Source organism: Actinomyces ihuae, assembly GCF_001457875.1.
GTDB classification, from domain to species: Bacteria; Actinomycetota; Actinomycetes; order Actinomycetales; family Actinomycetaceae; genus Pauljensenia; species Pauljensenia radingae_A.
In genome coordinates, this window is record NZ_CZPX01000004.1 from 432,289 (window position 1) to 449,371 (window position 17,083).

Below are 17,083 nucleotides of genomic sequence, written 5' to 3' on the forward strand. Positions count from 1 at the left end.
GTATGCGACAGCCTGAAGAGCTCGAACCGGTTGCTGGAGGGTGGAATACGTGGAGACAGTATCCCTCCCTCCAGCAACCGCACTATCCAGATGAACACGCGCTGCGCGCGGTGACCGCTGAACTGCGCAGTCGCCCGCCCCTCGTCTTTGCTGGCGAGGTGGATGACCTGCGTGACGAACTGGCCGCTGCCGGACGCGGCGAAGCTTTTGTGCTCACTGGTGGTGACTGCGCGGAAACCTTCGCAGAATCCACTGCTGATCACCTTCGCCTCAAGATCCAGACGATCCTGCAGATGGCCGTTGTCCTGACGTATGGAGCCTCGCTGCCGGTCATTAAAATTGGCCGTATCGCAGGGCAGTACGCCAAGCCTCGTTCATCGGATATCGAAAAACGCGGTGACGTGACCCTGCCGTCGTATCGCGGCGATGCGGTGAACTCGTTTGAATTCACCGAGGAGGCGCGCACACCCGACCCCGGTCGACTGCTGGGCACCTACCAGCATGCTGCCGCCACGTTCAACCTGATTCGCGCCTTCACGAAAGGTGGCTACGCTGATCTGCGCTTGGTCCACCACTGGAACCGCGGCTTCACGTCCAACCCGGCGTATGCGCGCTACGAATCTCTGGCCTCGGAGATCCATCGCGCCGTGAAGTTCATGGAGGCAGCCGGAGCTGACTTCGAGTCGCTGCGACAGGTCGACCTGTTCTCCTCCCACGAAGCGTTGCTGCTCGAATATGAAGCAGCGATGACGCGCGTAGATTCACGAACCGGCGACCTGTACGACACGTCCGGCCACTTCCTGTGGGTGGGGGAGCGCACGCGAGACCCGCAAGGCGCGCACGTGGAGCTGCTCTCACATGTGCGCAATCCTCTGGGGGTGAAGCTGGGGCCGACTACAACCCCTGAAGAGGCCATTGCACTGATCGACCGCCTCAATCCTGACGGCGAACCTGGACGATTGACGTTCATCGCCCGCATGGGGTCGAAACATATTCGCGATGCGCTTCCACCTCTTGTGGAAGCGGTGAAAGCTGATGGCCGTCCGGTGATCTGGACAACCGACCCGATGCACGGTAACACGATCACGTCCTCAACAGGCCTGAAGACCCGCCAGTTCGAAACGATCATGGACGAGGTACGCGGGTTCTTCGAGGTTCACGACGCCGCCGGAACAGTTCCCGGCGGCATCCATGTGGAGCTCACCGGTGATGACGTCACTGAAATTATCGGCGGCTCCGAGCATCTGGATGAACAGTCCCTCAAGGACCGCTACGAAACCCTGGTTGATCCGCGCCTCAACCACCAGCAATCGCTGGAAATGGCGTTCCAGGTGGCTGAACTGCTGCGCTAGACAACGGTGATCGTGACAGTCGATCCCTTCGGGATCATCTGTCCGCTCCCGGGGTCGGTGGAGCGCACGGTGCCGAAAATGCCGCCGAGGATCTTGTTGACCTCCACTTTGAACCCGGCATCGCGCAGCGTCTTTTCAGCCTGATCGAGCTGCTTGCCCACCAGGTCGGGAACCTCGACCAGTTCGGGACCTTCCGAGACAACAAATGACAGCGTGTCACCGCGCAGCAATGTCGATCCGGCCTCAGCTGACTGAGAAATGATCTGGCCTTCGGGCACGGCGTCCGAATGTTGCGATGTGGATTCAGCAGCCAGGCCCGCTTCTTCAACGGCAGCGCGCGCCTCCTCGCCAGTCATTCCCGCTAGGTCTGGAACCGTGATCGGCTCACGACCTTTCGACACGACGAAATCAACCGCCGTGTCGTGGCGCACCTGTGCGGCAGCCTCCTCTGATTGTGAGATCACCTGTCCCTTGGCAACGGAATCTGAGTATTCCTCGCTCACTGTCCCTGCGGCCAATCCGGCGTTGGTCAGTGCCCCACGAGCCTGGTCCGCACTCAGGCCTACCAGTTGCGGCACAGCGCGCATATCCACACCTTTGGAAACGACGAGGGAGACCTCGCCGTCCTTATGGATCTGCGACCCGCTGGCCGGATCGGATCGAATGATCAACCCGTTCTTGACGTCATCTGAAAATTCTTCACTGAGCGTGGACGATAATCCCAGAGCTTCGAGTTCTGACTGAACGGCTTTGACGGCGCGGCCGTCAGTTTGCGGCATCGTCAGATAGGATCCTGGCCCGTACTGGCTCCACCACCACCAGCCGCCGCCCGATCCGACGATCAGCAGCACGGCCAGCAGAGCGATGACGGTTTTCAAACGCGAACGCGACTTCTTGTGTGGCCGGTCGGTACGCGGCAGCGATCCCGATGCTTTGACGACGGTTTGTGACGAGGGCGTGAGGACGCCGCCAGGTAGCGCTGTCGTGACCGCGTGGAACTCGATGGGTGCCGTGGGCTGGCCGGACTGCACCGGCTGGACATCGGCGCGACGCTCGGCAAGATCGGACGGCAGGGAGGCGCGCACCCGTGCCACCAGTTCCAGTGCGTCGCGCGCATCCCGGGGACGTTCTGCCGGGTCGCGGGCAGCGAGCGTAGCGACCAGTTCATCGATCTCGGTAGGAAGCCACGAACACTCTTCAGATGGGGAGGGAACATCCTCGTTGACATGGGAGTACGCCATTTTCATGGCGGGCGCGCCATCCCAGGGCACGTGGCCCACGACCATCTCGTAAAGCATCATGCCAACGGAGTAGATGTCGGTGCGCGCATCGGTGTGACCGGTGGTTGCAATTTCAGGAGCCATGTAGGCGACGGTGCCGAGCATGGAACCAGTGGTGGACATCGATACTTCGGATGCCGCACGTGCCAGGCCGAAGTCTGTGACGCGCACGTGCGAGTCCTCAGAGATGAGGACGTTTTCCGGTTTCATGTCGCGGTGGACAACGCCGACACGATGCGCGGCGTGCAGAGCATCAAGGATTTCCTGCGTGTAGCGCAGTGCCTGCGAGAGAGTAAAGGCGCCCTGCGAGGTGAGCAGCGTGCGTAGATTCGGACCGCTCACGAGTTCCATGACGAGGAATCCCTGCCCGTGCACGATGCCCTGGTCAAAAACGGAGACAACGCCGGGATGAATGATGCGTGCAGCGGCGCGGGCTTCGCGTCTGAAGCGGGCGACGAAGTCGGCGGACTCTGCCAGGTGCGGATGCATGACTTTCAGGGCGATGGGCCGGTCCAGTCGCTCATCGTGCGCGATGTAAACAGTTGCCATCCCGCCGCGCGCAAGTTTGCGGTCGATGCGGTAGCGCTGGTCGACGAGCATCCCGATGAGCGGGTCAGTCACTGTTTCGTGGGTATCAGAAGATGGCGCGTCAGGTTCTGACGACGCTTTCTCATCTGTGTTTCTGGTACTCACGTCTTGGATTGTACGGGATGCGGGCTACATACGACTGCGGCGCGCCCGATGAGACGCCGCCCAAAGGCCGCACGATCATCTAGGCTAGCGACCATGAACGAGCCTACTGACCTCATCAGCGTGGACGCTGCTGCACAACTGCTGGGTATTGAACCGCGCCGAATCAAGCAACTGGTGCGTGACCGCATCCTGTTCACGGTGCCCGGAGAAGACGGCAAACCTGCCATTCCGCGCGAGATCATCGTCAAGTCCGAAGGCAAGTGGGAGCCGCTGGACACGCTGCCCGGCACGCTGACCGTGCTGGCTGATGGCGGCTTCAGCCCCCGGGAAGCTGTGGCCTGGCTGTATACGCCCGAAGCTGAGCTGGGGCAGACTCCGATGCAGGCCCTCCTCGAAGGGCGTCAGCACAGGGTGAACGCCATCGCCTCTATGCTCGCCTGGTAGTCAGCATCGGCTCCATTTCGCTCAGGAGTGTGCGCGAGTGCTCATCAAGTGCGGCCAGTGCATCGCGCCCCTGCTGCGTCACTGTGTCAATAAGCTGTTCGTGGGGCTGCCGCCCGACTTGCTCGATGATGCCTTGAAGGTCGATTACGCCGTCGGGGCTGCCAATCAGTGTGGCGATCGCATGGCGCTGCTCGGCTGATGCGTGCTCCCATGTCAAAGCCAGCAGTGCCGTTCGTTTACCTTCGATCAGGTCTCCGCCTGCCGGTTTTCCGGTGGTCTGGGGGTCACCGAACACTCCGAGCTCATCGTCGCGCAGTTGGAACGCAATGCCCCACGGTTCGATGACGCGCTGCACTGTCTCGACCATGTCTGCCCGGCCGCCGACAAGCAATCCGAGGACCGTGGGGTGCACAACCGAGTAGCGCGCTGACTTGCGGCGGATAACTTCCATGATGACGTCCAGGTCGAAATGGTCCAGTGCCGGCTGCTCGTTGACAATATCGAGGTACTGGCCGAGGGCGACTTCAGCATGCATGAGAGTGAGCTGGCGTAACACGGCTGGATTCGCAACTCGTGTCGCCGTAAAGTCAGCGGCCGAGAGCAGGAAATCGCCCACCAGAAGTGCGCCGGCTGTTCCAAATTCGCCGGCATCCCCGGTCCACCCCTGGTCTCGATGCATCTGCGCGAAAACAACGTGAGCGGTGGGGCGCCCTCGTCGAGTCTGCGCATGGTCGATCAGATCGTCGTGAGCCAGTGCGGACGCTTGGTAGAGCTCGGCGGCACCTGCCAGGCGCGCAATCGAATCATCACAGTCACCCCACGCGCGACCAGTGGCGAGCGCATACCCCAACATGACCCACAGGCCACGCAAACGCTTCCCACCTGCGATGGCGTCACGTGCGGCAGTAACGAGGGCGTCAGCCGGCTCCTGGGTGGGGCCGAGGGTGTTGATCAGGTCGGTGAGCGCGGCTTGGGTGTGGTCTCCAATGCGCTCCACCATGTCGCCTACTGTGAGATTCTCCATGCGCCAAGCGTATCGAATGAAGTGCTTCTAAGATACAAACATCCGCTGGAACAAAGGATTGACCGATATGGCAATTGTGTTGAGCTATCACGGTAACCGTGAATCGGAAGCAGCTTTGCAGGAAGCGTTGAGGCTCGCTGATGTCAGGCGTACATCTGTGGTCGTGGTGTTGGCACGTCGAGAAAGTGAAGATGACGCCCGCACCGCTGAAGATGCCGAGGAGCTGTTGTGGTCGCATCTGCGCCATGCCGACATTCCCTTTGAAATCCGCCACACGCAGCATGAGCAGGAAGTAGCCGACGCGGTCTTGGATGCGGCAGAGGAAATTTCGGCCGACTTGATTGTGCTGGGGCTTCGGCCGGGCGGGTCCGGGCGCACCACGGTCGGCCCGAATGCCTCGCGCATCTTGCTGGATGCCCCGTGCCCAGTGGTAACGACCACTACACACCGGTGATTATTGTTTCCAACGGGCGTTTTGTCGGGGACGGATTATAATGGTTCAGGTTCTTTCACACCAGTGTATGAAGCAGATCTGAGGAAGGGAATCAGCGTGAGCGCAACCCGCCCCAAGAAGGCAACGGCCGAAACGGCCGCGTCAAGCGACTCGAAGAAGGCCGCGCCTCAGTCGAAGTCGACCGCAAAGAAAAAAAAGAGCACAACTGCCAAAAAGACGACAACTGCTAAGAAGTCAGCGACCGCTAAAAAGCCCGCGACTGCGAAGAAGACGACGACCCGTAAGAGTGTTGCCAGGAAGTCCACAACGTCGAAGCGCACCGCCATTAAGAAGACCAATGAGAAGCCCAGGAAATCGGTTCAGGCGCACGACGAAGAAGAAGAGATGCCTGAAGATGACGACATTGATGACTCGAACATTGATCTGAGCAACGAGGAAGAAATCGACGTCGATGAGGCGGATGATGATTCGGACGATTCATCCGAATCGGACAATGAGCCTGAAGACGAGGACGAGGACGACGCGAAAGGGGCTGCCGCGGATCTGCGGGAGCGCACCTCTCAGGGCATCCATACGCGCGGCGGGTTTGTCGTATCCGACTCTGATGAGACCGATGAGCCTGTCCAGAAAGTTACCGTGGCAGGCGCTACTGCCGATCCGGTCAAGGACTACCTCAAGCAGATCGGTAAAGTCTCCCTGCTGAACGCGGAGCAGGAGGTGGACCTGGCACGGCGCATTGAAGCCGGCCTGTACGCCGAATACAAGCTCAAGAACGAGTCGGACACGATGACGTCGAAGGCGCGTCGTGAGCTCCACTTCATTGCACAGGACGGCCAGAACGCCAAGAACCACCTGCTGGAAGCTAATTTGCGTCTGGTGGTCTCACTGGCCAAACGATACACGGGCCGTGGGATGCAGTTCCTAGATCTGATCCAGGAAGGAAACCTCGGTCTGATCCGTGCGGTCGAGAAGTTCGATTACACGAAGGGCTATAAGTTCTCCACGTATGCCACGTGGTGGATCCGTCAGGCTATCACCCGAGCGATGGCTGACCAGGCGCGCACGATCCGCATCCCGGTTCACATGGTGGAAGTCATCAACAAGCTGGCCCGCGTCCAGCGTCAGATGCTGCAGGATCTGGGCCGCGAACCTACCCCGGAAGAATTGGCCAAAGAGCTGGATATGACGCCGGAGAAGGTTGTCGAGGTTCAGAAGTACGGTCGTGAGCCGATTTCACTGCACACACCTCTGGGTGAAGATGGCGACTCAGAATTCGGAGACCTCATTGAAGACTCCGAAGCGGTCGTTCCAGCCGATGCCGTTTCCTTCACGCTGCTGCAGGAACAGCTCCACCGCGTCCTCGATACGTTGTCGGAGCGTGAAGCTGGCGTCGTGTCGATGCGCTTCGGACTGGGTGACGGCCAGCCGAAGACTCTGGACGAAATCGGTAAGGTGTACGGCGTGACGCGTGAACGTATCCGTCAGATCGAATCCAAGACGATGTCCAAGCTGCGTCACCCGTCACGGTCGCAGGTTCTGCGCGATTATTTGGACTGATCCATCAGGTGGCGCTCGTCGTCGATGCGCAGTGCGGAATCCCGCAGGGCGTCCATGTGAAGGCGAGCGTGGTGTGCGCAGAACAGGAGTGGCCCTGAGGCCATAGTGACGCGCACCCATGCACGGGCGCCGCATGCGTCGCATCGGTCTACTGCGCGCAATGTCGGTTCCGTCGTGTCTGGTCGTGTCAGTGTCGCTGCGTTCATGGTTCCATCACAGCACACCGGTCGCTCGCCGTGCATCTTCTTTCGCCAGTGGCACAATCTCGGCGGTGCAATCCAGGAGCTTGCGGTGCTGCACCCTAAAATAGGGTGGTGAGTTCAGACGCTTCAACCTATTCCGCACGGCACCTGTCAGTCCTGGAGGGGCTGGAAGCTGTGCGCAAACGCCCCGGCATGTATATCGGATCCACCGATCACAGGGGGTTGATGCACTGCCTGTGGGAAATCATCGATAACGCAGTCGATGAAGCGCTTGAAGGGTACTGTGACCGCATCGAAGTGCGCTTGCACCCGGATCATTCCGCATCCGTCCACGACAATGGTCGAGGCGTCCCTGTCGACACGGTTCCGTCAGTTGGCTTGTCCGGCGTGGAAGTGGTGTACACGAAGCTGCACGCAGGCGGTAAGTTCGGCGGCGGCTCCTACGCCTCGTCCGGCGGTTTGCACGGCGTGGGCGCATCTGTCGTCAACGCCTTATCCGCACGTATGGATGTGCAGGTCGACCGCTCCTCGAAGACCTATCAGATGTGCTTCAGACGCGGCGAGCCAGGCGAGTTTGATGATTCGCACCAGCGCACCCCGAACTCACCGTTCAGCCCCTATACGCAATCCTCGCGCCTGCAAACTGTCGGTAAAGTCAAGCGCGGTGTGACAGGCACGCGCGTGCGTTTCTGGGCAGATTTTCAGATCTTTCCTTCCTCTGAAGGCTTTTCGTGGGACAACCTGATTGCCCGCGCACGCCAGACCGCGTTCCTCGTTCCCGGCCTGACGATCGCCTGCTGGGATGAGCGCACCACTAACGAGGACGGCGAACCGCTGCACGAAGAATTCCGTTTTGACGGCGGCGTCGTTGACTTCGTTGACTGGCTTTCCACCGATGGGCCTGTCACTGCAACGTGGCATGTCACCGGCGAGGGAACCTATAACGAAACCGTCCAGCAACTCGATCCTGACACCGGACACCTCGCACCTGTCGAAGTGGAGCGCACCTGCCAGGTGGATTGCGCATTGAGGTGGGGAATTGGCTACGACACTCAGGTGCAGTCTTTCGTCAACATTATTGCCACACCGAAAGGCGGCACTCATCTGGCCGGTTTCGACCAGGCACTGTTGAAAGTGATGCGCGCCCACGTTGAGAAGAACGCGCGCCGCCTGAAAGTGACGGCCAAGGACGGTCGCCTGGAGAAGGACGATGTCATGGCGGGGCTGTCCGCTGTGGTGACTGTGCGATTCCCCGAGCCGCAATTTGAAGGCCAGACCAAGGAAGTTTTGGGTACTCCGCAGATCCGCACCGTCGTCAACCGCGTGGTGACCGACGCTCTGGAATCCACGTTGAAATCCAGTAAGCGCGACGTGAAGCAACAGGTGCAGGCTCTGGCTGAGAAAGTCGTGGGTGAGATGAAGGCGCGCGTGTCGGCGCGTGTTCACAAGGAAATTTCGCGGCGCAAGAACGCTCTTGAAACATCGTCCCTGCCTGCCAAGCTGGCAGACTGCCGCTCCGAAGATGTCGAGCACTGCGAACTGTTCATCGTCGAGGGCGACTCGGCACTGGGCACCGCGAAAGCGGCGCGAGATTCACGCTTCCAGGCACTGTTCCCCATTCGTGGCAAGATCCTCAACACGCAGAAAGCATCGACTGCTGAGATGCTCTCCAATGCTGAATGCGCGAACATTATCCAGGTCATCGGTGCTGGCTCCGGCCGCACATTCGACATTGACCAGGCACGGTACGGCAAAGTCATCCTCATGACGGATGCGGACGTCGATGGCGCGCACATCCGCACGCTGCTCCTGACGCTCTTTTTCCGCTACATGCGTCCGATGGTGGAAAGCGGGCGAGTGTACGCGGCCGTGCCGCCGCTGCATCGCATCGAGCTGCCCGCACACGGCAAGAAGCCACGAGATTACGTGTACACCTATTCCGAAGAGGAACTGCACAGCACACTGCGTGAGCTCAGGAAAGTACGGCGCACATGGAAGGAACCTATTCAGCGTTACAAGGGCCTGGGCGAGATGGATGCTGACCAGTTGGCTGAAACCACGATGGATCCGCGTCACCGTTCCCTTCGACGTGTCACGCTGGCCGACGAAGAGGCATTGCGTGAAGCTGAGGACGTGTTCGAATTGCTCATGGGGTCGGTGGTTGCCCCGCGGCGTGACTTCATCGTCGAGGGTGCACATCAGGTTGATCGTGAGCGAATTGACGCGTGAGCCAGCTCATCCGATTCTGAATAGGACTGAAGTCTCGGTAAAGTAGAGATATGACTGGTTTGGCTGATCGAGTCTGTCCACCTGCACAGGCTTCTTACCCGGGTCCTCACTTGGGACTTCGATGGCGTTCGATTCTTCCTCAGGACGGTCCCGCCGTGTACCGACTGATCCTCGAAATCGAAGACCATGACCATGCCATCCACCGCACGTCGCTTCGCGACGTTGCGGATATGATCGCCGGCTGCACGGAAACCGACTGGCTGGACGTCATCGTCGGATTGGATGCGCAGCGCACGATTGTTGCCATTGCATCTGTTCGCGTCATGGGTAACCTCGACGGCGTGGCCACAGCCATCGTCAACGCGTTCGTTCATCCGCATTGGCGAGGGCGAGGCATCGGCCGCTCACTGTTGTACTGGCAGGACGCACGTGCCCGCCAGATGCTGGTCGAACACTTCGGGGCCGATTCGGATGCGCCCGCCTACATCGCCAACGGTGTCGATTCGCATATGACGGATCGCCGTAGGCTCTACATCGCCGCAGGCTATTACGCCTGCCGCACATTCCAGCTTATGTACCGCGAGCTTGAAGGCTCCGAGCAGCTGCCCAGCCCGCGCGACGGCTACACGATTGTTCCGTGGGGCTCGGTGCCGACCGAACAGGTCAAGGCGCTCCACATGGATGTCTTTACCGCTCACTTCTGGCCGCATTTTCGCGAGCAGTGGTGGAACGAGGCAATGGATGAACTGGTTCCGTCATGGTCATGCCTGGCGCTTTCCCCTTCCGGTGAACTTGCAGGCTATCTGACTGTTGGCAGGCCTGATCTGAGATGGGTCCTGGAGGGACGCAAGGAAGCGTATGCGACACTGTTAGGGGTCAACCCGGACCACCGCGGGCACGGTTTGGCGGGCTTGCTGCTGCGCACCGCGATCGTGGCGGCGTCCCGCGCGGGGATGACGCGTTTCGGTCTGGATGTGGACACACACAACGCGTCACATGCTCACGAGATCTACGAGCATTACGGGTTCGTGGACGAGCGAGCGGAAGTTGTGTATGCGATTGAGCACTAGATCAGAAGGAGGCAGCAGTGGTTGAGCGCGACTCGGACATCGTGACATGGAGAGCTCTCACGCCTGATCATGCTGTCGCACTGGCCGATCTGATTGCATGCATTGAGCGTGTGGACGATCCTCCATACCGCACAAGCCTCGACGAAATTGTCGAGTTGCTGTCCAACATGTCCAAGTGGCGTGGCGTCATTGGCGAGCTTAATGAGACAGGCACGTATGTCGCATTCTCGATTATCACCACGCGTTTCGTGGGTGTGCCTGAGTGCGTGTGCCAGGGCGGCGTTCACCCGGATTTTCGCCGCCGAGGCATTGGCCGCTCGCTCATCGAATGGCAAACCCGCACCTCGACCGAGATACTCCGTGTCCTCGCGGAGCGCAAGGAATTACCGGACGATGAGCCCGTGGGAGTTCGTGCTCCGCACATCGAAACCGGCATGGTCACGCCTGACAGTGATGCCATCGGCCGTATCGTGACGCACGTGGATATGGGGCACGAGGAACTCGAGGAACACCTGCGTGAACTCGACTACCACTGGTCGAACACGTATTTTGAACTGCGCGCAGATTTGGAATCAGTGCCGCAGATGCCGGAGTTGAACGCCTACCTGCAGGTCGCCCCGTGGGATGACATGTGGGAGGACCCGGTTCGCCGTGCCGCTAACCGTCTGGCTGACCAGGAATGGGGGAGGCCCCCTCAGTCAATGGAGCAGTGGCTGATGGGGCGCACCGCGTTCGCGCCGCAGTGGTCGTTTGTTGCCCTTGACCGTTCAGGTGACCGCCCGCAGGTGGCGGGTTTCCTGTTGGCCTCGCGCTACGAACAGGACTGGGCGGCACTGGGATGGTCAGAAGGGTACATCGACCAGATGGGCGTGCTCGAAAAGTGGCGTAATGCCGGCGTTGTCGAGGCGTTGATCATTGCCTCCATGCGTGCGCAAAAAGACGACGACATGGATAAGACGGGAGCCGGACTGGGATCGGCTAACCACTCAGGAGCACTGGCCGTCTACGACGGGCTTGGTTTTCACGTGGTGGGCGAATCTCGGCTGTACGCCCTGGACGTCTAACCGATTGTTGCGATCGCGTGCTTGACGGGCCGGCCGGAGCCGTCGCGACGCTCATCAAGTTCGGGCAGGTCCGTGGGCTGACCGTTCGCTGAAGCTGCCCGAGGTGGGCGAGGCCCGACCCATGCAGTGTCCAGGCGTGCTTCTCCACGTAGGAAACGGTGCGCGCGAACGCCTTGCGTGCCGCGGCCCTTCATCGGGAAGACCTCAAAGGGGCTGACCTTGACGGTTGTCTGACCGGTGCCGGGCAGTGCGCCTTCAGCTCCCGCAACCGTGACCACGCACGCTTCGCTCGGATCGGCAACGACCCATAAGCCGATCACCTCGGCATCTGCTGCCAGCTTGATGCCAGCAACACCACCGCCGGTTCGTCCCTGCGGACGTACCTTCGACGCATCGATGCGCAGCAAGTGAGCATCTGAGGTGACGAATGCGATTTCGTCTGAGTCGTCGCACATATCGAAGCCCACCAGGTGGTCGCCCTCGTCCAGCGAAATAACCTCCCACGAATCGCGTTGCAGCACGTCAGGGCGCAGACGCTTGACCACGCCGTGCGCCGTGCCCATCGCCATGATTGTGTCACCGTTCGGATCGATCAACCCAACGGGCGTTTCCTCAGAGTGGACAAGCAGTCCGGCAGGTGTTGCCGCAGCGAAGGACAAGCCGGTGTCAAAACGCGGCAGTCCGGGCAAGTCCACGACATCGATGCGGTGCGCAACACCATCGCTCATCACCACGGCCACCTGTGAGCGGGTGGTCGTCGGGATCTGCATCTTCCAGCCATCGAAACTGGCGCGCGCGCCGCGTTCGAGCACGTCACCGCCCTCCACGCGGGCCAGTCCGCCAGTTGCCGTCAGAACCACCATGCACGGCTCGTCCGGTATCTCAAGAGCAGGGGCAGATGATGATCCACTCTGCGGAGCAGATGCGGCCAAAACGGTGTCGCCCTCGCCGGCCGATGCGAGCAGTAATGTGCGCCGAGGAGTGCTCAGGCGTGCGGATACTTCCTGCAGATCTGATTTGACCATGTCGCGCAGCAGCTCATCGGAGCCGAGGACTTCTTCGAGTTCAGCGATTTTCGCGCGCAAGTCATCCCGCTCAGCTTCCAGTTCGATGCGCGAGAATTTCGTCAGGCGTCGCAGGCGCAATTCCAGAATGTAATTGGCCTGCGCTTCACTCAGATCAAAGGCCATCATGAGGCGCTGGCGCGCTGAGTCGACGTCGTCGGATGAACGGATAATGGCGATAACGTCATCAATATCGGCGATCGCGATCAGCAGGCCTTCAACCAGGTGCAGGCGCTCTTGCCATTTGCCCACGCGGAAGCGGCTGCGACGCGTGGTGACCTCGATGCGATGGTCGATAAAGACCTGCAGCATTGCCTTGAGCGACATTGTCTGCGGCTGCCCGTGAACCAGTGCGACGGCGTTGACAGCGAACGATTCTTCCAGGGGCGTGCGCTTGTACAGTTGCATGAGGACGGCCTCGGGGTTGAAACCATTTTTGATTTCAACGACCAGACGCAAGCCGTGGTGACGATCCGTGAGGTTTTGAACTGCGGAAATTCCCTTGAGTTTGCCAGAGGAAACGCTGTCCTTGATTTTCTCCATGACGCGTTCAGGGCCGACCATGTAGGGCAGCTCCGTGATCACCAGTCCGCGCTTGCGGGCAGTGACACGTTCAATCGACACTTTCGCGCGGGTCTTAAAAGATCCGCGACCGGTCTCGTAGGCTTCGCGGATTCCGTCCAACCCTACGATGACGCCGCCTTCAGGCAAGTCCGGTCCGGGCACGTAGCGCATCAGGTCATCGACGGTGGCATCCGGATTGTCGAGCAGGTAGATGCACGCGGCAATAGCTTCACCCAGATTGTGCGGTGCAATGTTGGTCGCCATGCCGACGGCAATGCCGGATGAGCCGTTGACAAGCAGCTGTGGGAAACCGGCGGGCAATACGTCCGGCTGCATGAACTGGTTGTCATAGTTGGGAACGAAGTCAACGGTGTCCTCGTCCAGGCCTGCCGTCAGATCCAGCGCGGCGGGAGCCAGGCGTGCTTCGGTGTATCGAGGGGCTGCCGGCCCGTCATCGAGTGAACCGAAGTTACCGTGACCATCGACGAGGGGAACCCGCAGGTTGAACGACTGCGCCAGACGCACCAGCGCGTCGTAGATAGCGGAATCTCCGTGCGGGTGGAGCTTACCCATCACTTCACCCACGACGCGCTGAGACTTGACATGGCCCTTGTCGGGCCGCAGTCCCATCTGTTCCATCTGGTACAGAATGCGTCGCTGGACGGGCTTGAGTCCGTCACGGGCATCAGGCAGTGCGCGCGCATAGATCACCGAGTACGCGTATTCGAGGAACGACCCCCGCATTTCTTCGGAGACATCAATCTCAGAGATGGATTCTTCAAAGTCCTCCAAACGAGGCGTGGTCGTGCGTCGCATGTTCGCATTGTGCCGCGAACCACCTGTGGAAAGACGCTTCCCACGCCGCAACAAGGCACAATTGGAGAATGGACACACACGCTTCAATCCGGCAGCACGGCTTCTATCCGTCCCTCGTGATACGCGCCTTGGATCGCGTTCTCGGCGACGAAGAACCGCTGGCTATGGTGTCTCAGCTGGAGGCGGCGTTTGACCGTTCCAGCATGTTCCGCCACCTCACGGTTGCCGTTCTGACACCGACCACGTTGATCCAGATCCACGTTGACGAACTGGACCGGGGTGGCGCCATGACGAACACGATCATCACCCCGACCACTCGCATCCACGGAGCTTCACTCACTGAGGTTGTAACCGACGCGATCCATGATGGCGGCAGTCAGCTGAGCGAGCTGACCATGGCGATCAACTGCGGCAGCCAGCGTCGCGGTGAAGTGGAGCTCAACCAGTGCGATGACCCGCAGTGCACCGCTGACCACGGCTTCACCGTCCACACCTTCCCGGAGGATTTCTCGATGCGTTTTTCGGCCGCCGCTGATGGCGAGGCCGCCCTCGCCAATGCTGAACGATTCGTCGACGCGACACTCCAGGTCATCAAGGAGAATCATGCGCATTAACGAGGGCGACCCGCACCTGCCTGGTCCGAGCGATCTGCGCATCACTGACGTCTTGGGCCGGTGGATCGACGGTGTGGGACGGTCGTATGAGCAGATGGTGGTGATCCTGGCTGATGGTCTGGGGGCGGTGCCGCTGGCGGATCACTTCGGCCATGCGAGCGTGCTGCGCGGATACCGCGATGAGATCGAGCAGGCTTTCACCACTGTTCCCTCGACAACAGCCGCAGCGATCACCTCATTCGCGACGGGAGCGCTCCCTGGCGCCACGCGTATGGTGGGATACTCGGTGGCGTATCGGGGCAGGGCAATGAATCTGCTGGCCTTCGAGAACGGACCGGATCCGACAGTCTGGCAGGAAGTACCCACCCATTTCGAGCGCCTGGCAGATCGCTCAGTGTCCTCAGCTGTGATTTCACCTCCGAGCTTTGCCGGCTCAGGTCTGACTCTGGCCGCGTTGCGCGGGGCGCGTCATGTGGGCGCGGTATCGATGCAGGAGCGCATTGACGCTGCAATGTGCGAACTGCAGGCAGGCACCCACATCGTCTATTTCTACTGGTCAGATATCGACCACGAGGGCCACAGGCATGGCGTCAATTCCGAGCAGTGGCGCCGCGCGCTTGAAGAGTTCGATGCGGGTATCGGGCATCTGCTGACGCGCATTTCTCATATGCGTTCGGCCGATCGAATCGCCGTGATGCTCACCGCTGATCACGGAATGGTGGATGTGCACCCCGATGATCTGATCGACGTGGCGCACACGCCTGAATTGCGCGAGGGGGTCGAGCTGATCACGGGTGAAACACGCTCGGTTCACCTGCACGCGCAGCCGGGTCGAGCCGCGGAAGTCCTCGTCCGGTGGGAGGAGTATCTGGGTGAGCGTGCCTGGATCGTGCCGGCGGACGCGTTACCAGGCGTGATAGGTGAGGGGCCAGGCGTGCAGGTTGTCGGTGATGCGATGGTGATGTCGCGCGGCAGGTACGGCATCGTGGATTCTCGTGTGCAAAGTGAGGGCGCAATGGCGCTGATCGGGGTGCATGGGTCAATGACCGAGGCTGAAATGATGGTGCCGGTCGTGCGCCTCGCTTAGGATTTTGAGCCGAAAACGATCTCATCCCAACTGGGTACCGAGCGGCGACGCGTGTTTTTCTTTGGTGCTTCAGCCTTAGGCTCAAGGTCTTCCATGCCGGGAAGCGCCGAGGTTTCCGGCTCGTCGGGCTGTTCGGCGGTGGGCGTTGCCATCACGGAACTCCACAGATCCCGGGAGGTCCCCGGCGCCGTCGAGGGTGCCTCTTCTTCGGGTGTTTCGGTCACGATGTCATCATCGTGGGGGTCGATCACTCCGGTCTCCATCGGTTCGGGTTCTGTCGTGTGCGTGCGTGAGCGAGCCAGGGAGTAAATGCGCGCTGACAGTGAATCGCGCTGGACGCGCTCATCTGGATCCTCAGTGTCGTCACCTTCACCGTCGATCACAATTTCCTGACGCTTGCCGCGTTGAGCGTTGAGCTGGTCGAGCAGCTCGTCATTGACCGGCGTGGGAGCCGGCTCGCTGTCATCTTCGGGATGCAGGGGAGTGAAGACAGCAGAGACAGGGGAAGATGGAGTGGCGTTCTCGGTGAGCCACCGGGCTTCCTGATCGATTGCTTCCGCGCTGGATTCGGAATGATCCATGCGCCAATGTGCGGCGTGTTCGGCTGCGCCCTGAATGAACGTCACGAAGACTTCCCACGGGCCGTCCTGCTCACGCCTGGCTGACCAGATGATTGATTCGGGATCCACTCCGCGAGCCGCCAAGCGGTCGACAACGAGGTCACCCATCAGAGGTGAATCCTTTTCGCCACCCACATGCGATTCGCGTGCACGCTGAATGGCCCACGCTTTTTCTGCGTCGATCGGTGCTTCGAAACGCTCAATCAGCGCGATATCCGTATCGTATTCAGTGGCGATTTCTGATGCTGACATGCCTGAGCGCAGGAGTGCCTGAATGTCACGCGGACGCAGAGCCCTGGATTGGATGGGTTCAACTCGGGGACGTCCACGGCGAACTGACGCGCGCAATTCGTCAGTGACTGCCACGCGGTAACGTTCACCGTCTGCGTCGGTGAAAATCAGCGATTCATTGTCACTGCCGACACCGAGCAGCTCAAGATCGATCATGAAAACCTCCCGAATACATCTGATTGAAATCGTCTCAAAGAAGAGTGAAGATCGGTGGCGCTTGGCGCGCGTGTCTAGTAAACGATCGGAATAAAACAGTGTCAGTATGGACGCCATAATGCGCAGAAGCGCAATGAGTGTTACTATCCCTGCGCTGAGCAAGATTTGACCCGCAGGCTGTGCGAGGAGGAGGAACCGTGGCAACTGACTACGATGCCCCACGTAAAAACGACGACGATGTGGCGGAAGATTCCATCGAAGAATTGAAGGCTCGCCACAAGGACGCCGGTTCGAATGAGGTAGACGAGGACGAAAACGAGGCGGCGGAGAATTTTGAGCTGCCGGGCGCCGACCTGTCGAAAGAAGAACTGACTGTGCATGTGGTTCCTCGCCAGGATGATGAGTTCACGTGTACGAGCTGCTTCCTGGTCCATCACGCATCGCAGCTGGCTTATGTTGATGACAACGGTCAGCCTGTGTGCACGGAGTGTGCTGGGTAGC

15 protein-coding genes are annotated in these 17,083 nt (G+C 60.2%); 10 read left to right on the forward strand and 5 right to left on the reverse strand.

The window, feature by feature from the left end; all coding sequences use genetic code 11:
* Positions 1-2: 2 nt before the first annotated feature.
* Positions 3-1,352 carry a class II 3-deoxy-7-phosphoheptulonate synthase gene (locus tag BN3002_RS03150; RefSeq protein WP_074026158.1) on the forward strand — a complete coding sequence of 450 codons (1,350 nt, stop codon included), beginning with the start codon at positions 3-5 and terminating at the stop codon, positions 1,350-1,352.
* On the opposite strand, the gene pknB is transcribed toward BN3002_RS03150, so the two are convergent.
* The gene (pknB, locus tag BN3002_RS03155) at positions 1,349-3,325 is read right to left on the reverse strand and encodes a Stk1 family PASTA domain-containing Ser/Thr kinase (RefSeq protein WP_307781415.1); all 1,977 of its coding nucleotides are present in this window, start codon (positions 3,323-3,325) and stop codon (positions 1,349-1,351) included. The two genes, BN3002_RS03150 and pknB, sit on opposite strands and share 4 nt — an antisense overlap.
* 93 nt (positions 3,326-3,418) lie before the next feature.
* Between pknB and BN3002_RS03160 the strand changes: the two genes are divergently transcribed.
* The gene (locus BN3002_RS03160; RefSeq protein WP_058236558.1) at positions 3,419-3,769 is read left to right on the forward strand and encodes an Rv2175c family DNA-binding protein; all 351 of its coding nucleotides are present in this window, start codon (positions 3,419-3,421) and stop codon (positions 3,767-3,769) included.
* Here the strand turns inward: BN3002_RS03160 and BN3002_RS03165 are convergent.
* Positions 3,753-4,793: a polyprenyl synthetase family protein gene (locus tag BN3002_RS03165; protein WP_070726557.1), complete on the reverse strand. Its 1,041-nt coding sequence runs from the start codon at positions 4,791-4,793 to the stop codon at positions 3,753-3,755. The genes BN3002_RS03160 and BN3002_RS03165 overlap by 17 nt on opposite strands.
* Before the next feature lie 67 nt (positions 4,794-4,860).
* Here BN3002_RS03165 and BN3002_RS03170 point away from each other — a divergent pair, with 67 nt between their 5' ends.
* Together BN3002_RS03170 and BN3002_RS03175 are read left to right on the forward strand one after the other, a co-directional pair.
* A complete protein-coding gene (locus BN3002_RS03170; RefSeq protein ID WP_058236560.1) occupies positions 4,861-5,247 on the forward strand; it encodes a universal stress protein in 387 nt (128 codons plus the stop codon).
* Between the two features lie 96 nt (positions 5,248-5,343).
* Entirely contained in the window at positions 5,344-6,804 is a 1,461-nt protein-coding gene (locus tag BN3002_RS03175; RefSeq protein ID WP_058236561.1) for an RNA polymerase sigma factor, read from the forward strand.
* Here BN3002_RS03175 and BN3002_RS03180 read toward each other — a convergent pair.
* Positions 6,792-7,010, reverse strand: coding sequence for a DUF7455 domain-containing protein (locus tag BN3002_RS03180; protein WP_058236562.1), 219 nt, complete (start codon positions 7,008-7,010; stop codon positions 6,792-6,794). The genes BN3002_RS03175 and BN3002_RS03180 overlap by 13 nt on opposite strands.
* A 105-nt stretch (positions 7,011-7,115) precedes the next feature.
* On the opposite strand from BN3002_RS03180, the gene BN3002_RS03185 reads away from it, so the two are divergent.
* The 3 genes from BN3002_RS03185 to BN3002_RS03195 are packed head-to-tail and all read left to right on the forward strand — an operon-like array spanning position 7,116 to position 11,370.
* On the forward strand, positions 7,116-9,236 hold the full coding sequence (locus BN3002_RS03185) for a DNA gyrase/topoisomerase IV subunit B (RefSeq protein WP_058236563.1): 2,121 nt from the start codon (positions 7,116-7,118) through the stop codon (positions 9,234-9,236).
* Positions 9,237-9,286: 50 nt separating this feature from the next.
* Positions 9,287-10,306, forward strand: coding sequence for a GNAT family N-acetyltransferase (locus tag BN3002_RS03190; RefSeq protein WP_058236564.1), 1,020 nt, complete (start codon positions 9,287-9,289; stop codon positions 10,304-10,306).
* A gap of 17 nt (positions 10,307-10,323) precedes the next feature.
* Entirely contained in the window at positions 10,324-11,370 is a 1,047-nt protein-coding gene (locus BN3002_RS03195) for a GNAT family N-acetyltransferase (protein WP_058236565.1), read from the forward strand.
* Here BN3002_RS03195 and BN3002_RS03200 read toward each other — a convergent pair.
* Positions 11,367-13,814, reverse strand: coding sequence for a DNA gyrase/topoisomerase IV subunit A (locus BN3002_RS03200; RefSeq protein WP_058236566.1), 2,448 nt, complete (start codon positions 13,812-13,814; stop codon positions 11,367-11,369). The two genes, BN3002_RS03195 and BN3002_RS03200, sit on opposite strands and share 4 nt — an antisense overlap.
* 68 nt (positions 13,815-13,882) lie before the next feature.
* On the opposite strand from BN3002_RS03200, the gene BN3002_RS03205 reads away from it, so the two are divergent.
* Both BN3002_RS03205 and BN3002_RS03210 read left to right on the forward strand, forming a co-directional pair.
* The gene (locus BN3002_RS03205) at positions 13,883-14,428 is read left to right on the forward strand and encodes a DUF5998 family protein (protein WP_058236567.1); all 546 of its coding nucleotides are present in this window, start codon (positions 13,883-13,885) and stop codon (positions 14,426-14,428) included.
* Positions 14,418-15,515: an alkaline phosphatase family protein gene (locus BN3002_RS03210; protein WP_058236568.1), complete on the forward strand. Its 1,098-nt coding sequence runs from the start codon at positions 14,418-14,420 to the stop codon at positions 15,513-15,515. Before BN3002_RS03205 ends, BN3002_RS03210 begins: the two co-directional genes overlap by 11 nt.
* Here the strand turns inward: BN3002_RS03210 and sepH are convergent.
* Positions 15,512-16,582 carry a septation protein SepH gene (gene sepH / locus BN3002_RS03215; RefSeq protein ID WP_058236569.1) on the reverse strand — a complete coding sequence of 357 codons (1,071 nt, stop codon included), beginning with the start codon at positions 16,580-16,582 and terminating at the stop codon, positions 15,512-15,514. The two genes, BN3002_RS03210 and sepH, sit on opposite strands and share 4 nt — an antisense overlap.
* Before the next feature lie 197 nt (positions 16,583-16,779).
* Here sepH and BN3002_RS03220 point away from each other — a divergent pair, with 197 nt between their 5' ends.
* Positions 16,780-17,082, forward strand: a complete 303-nt coding sequence (locus BN3002_RS03220) for a DUF4193 domain-containing protein (RefSeq protein WP_058236570.1) — start codon at positions 16,780-16,782, stop codon at positions 17,080-17,082.
* Position 17,083: the final 1 nt, after the last annotated feature.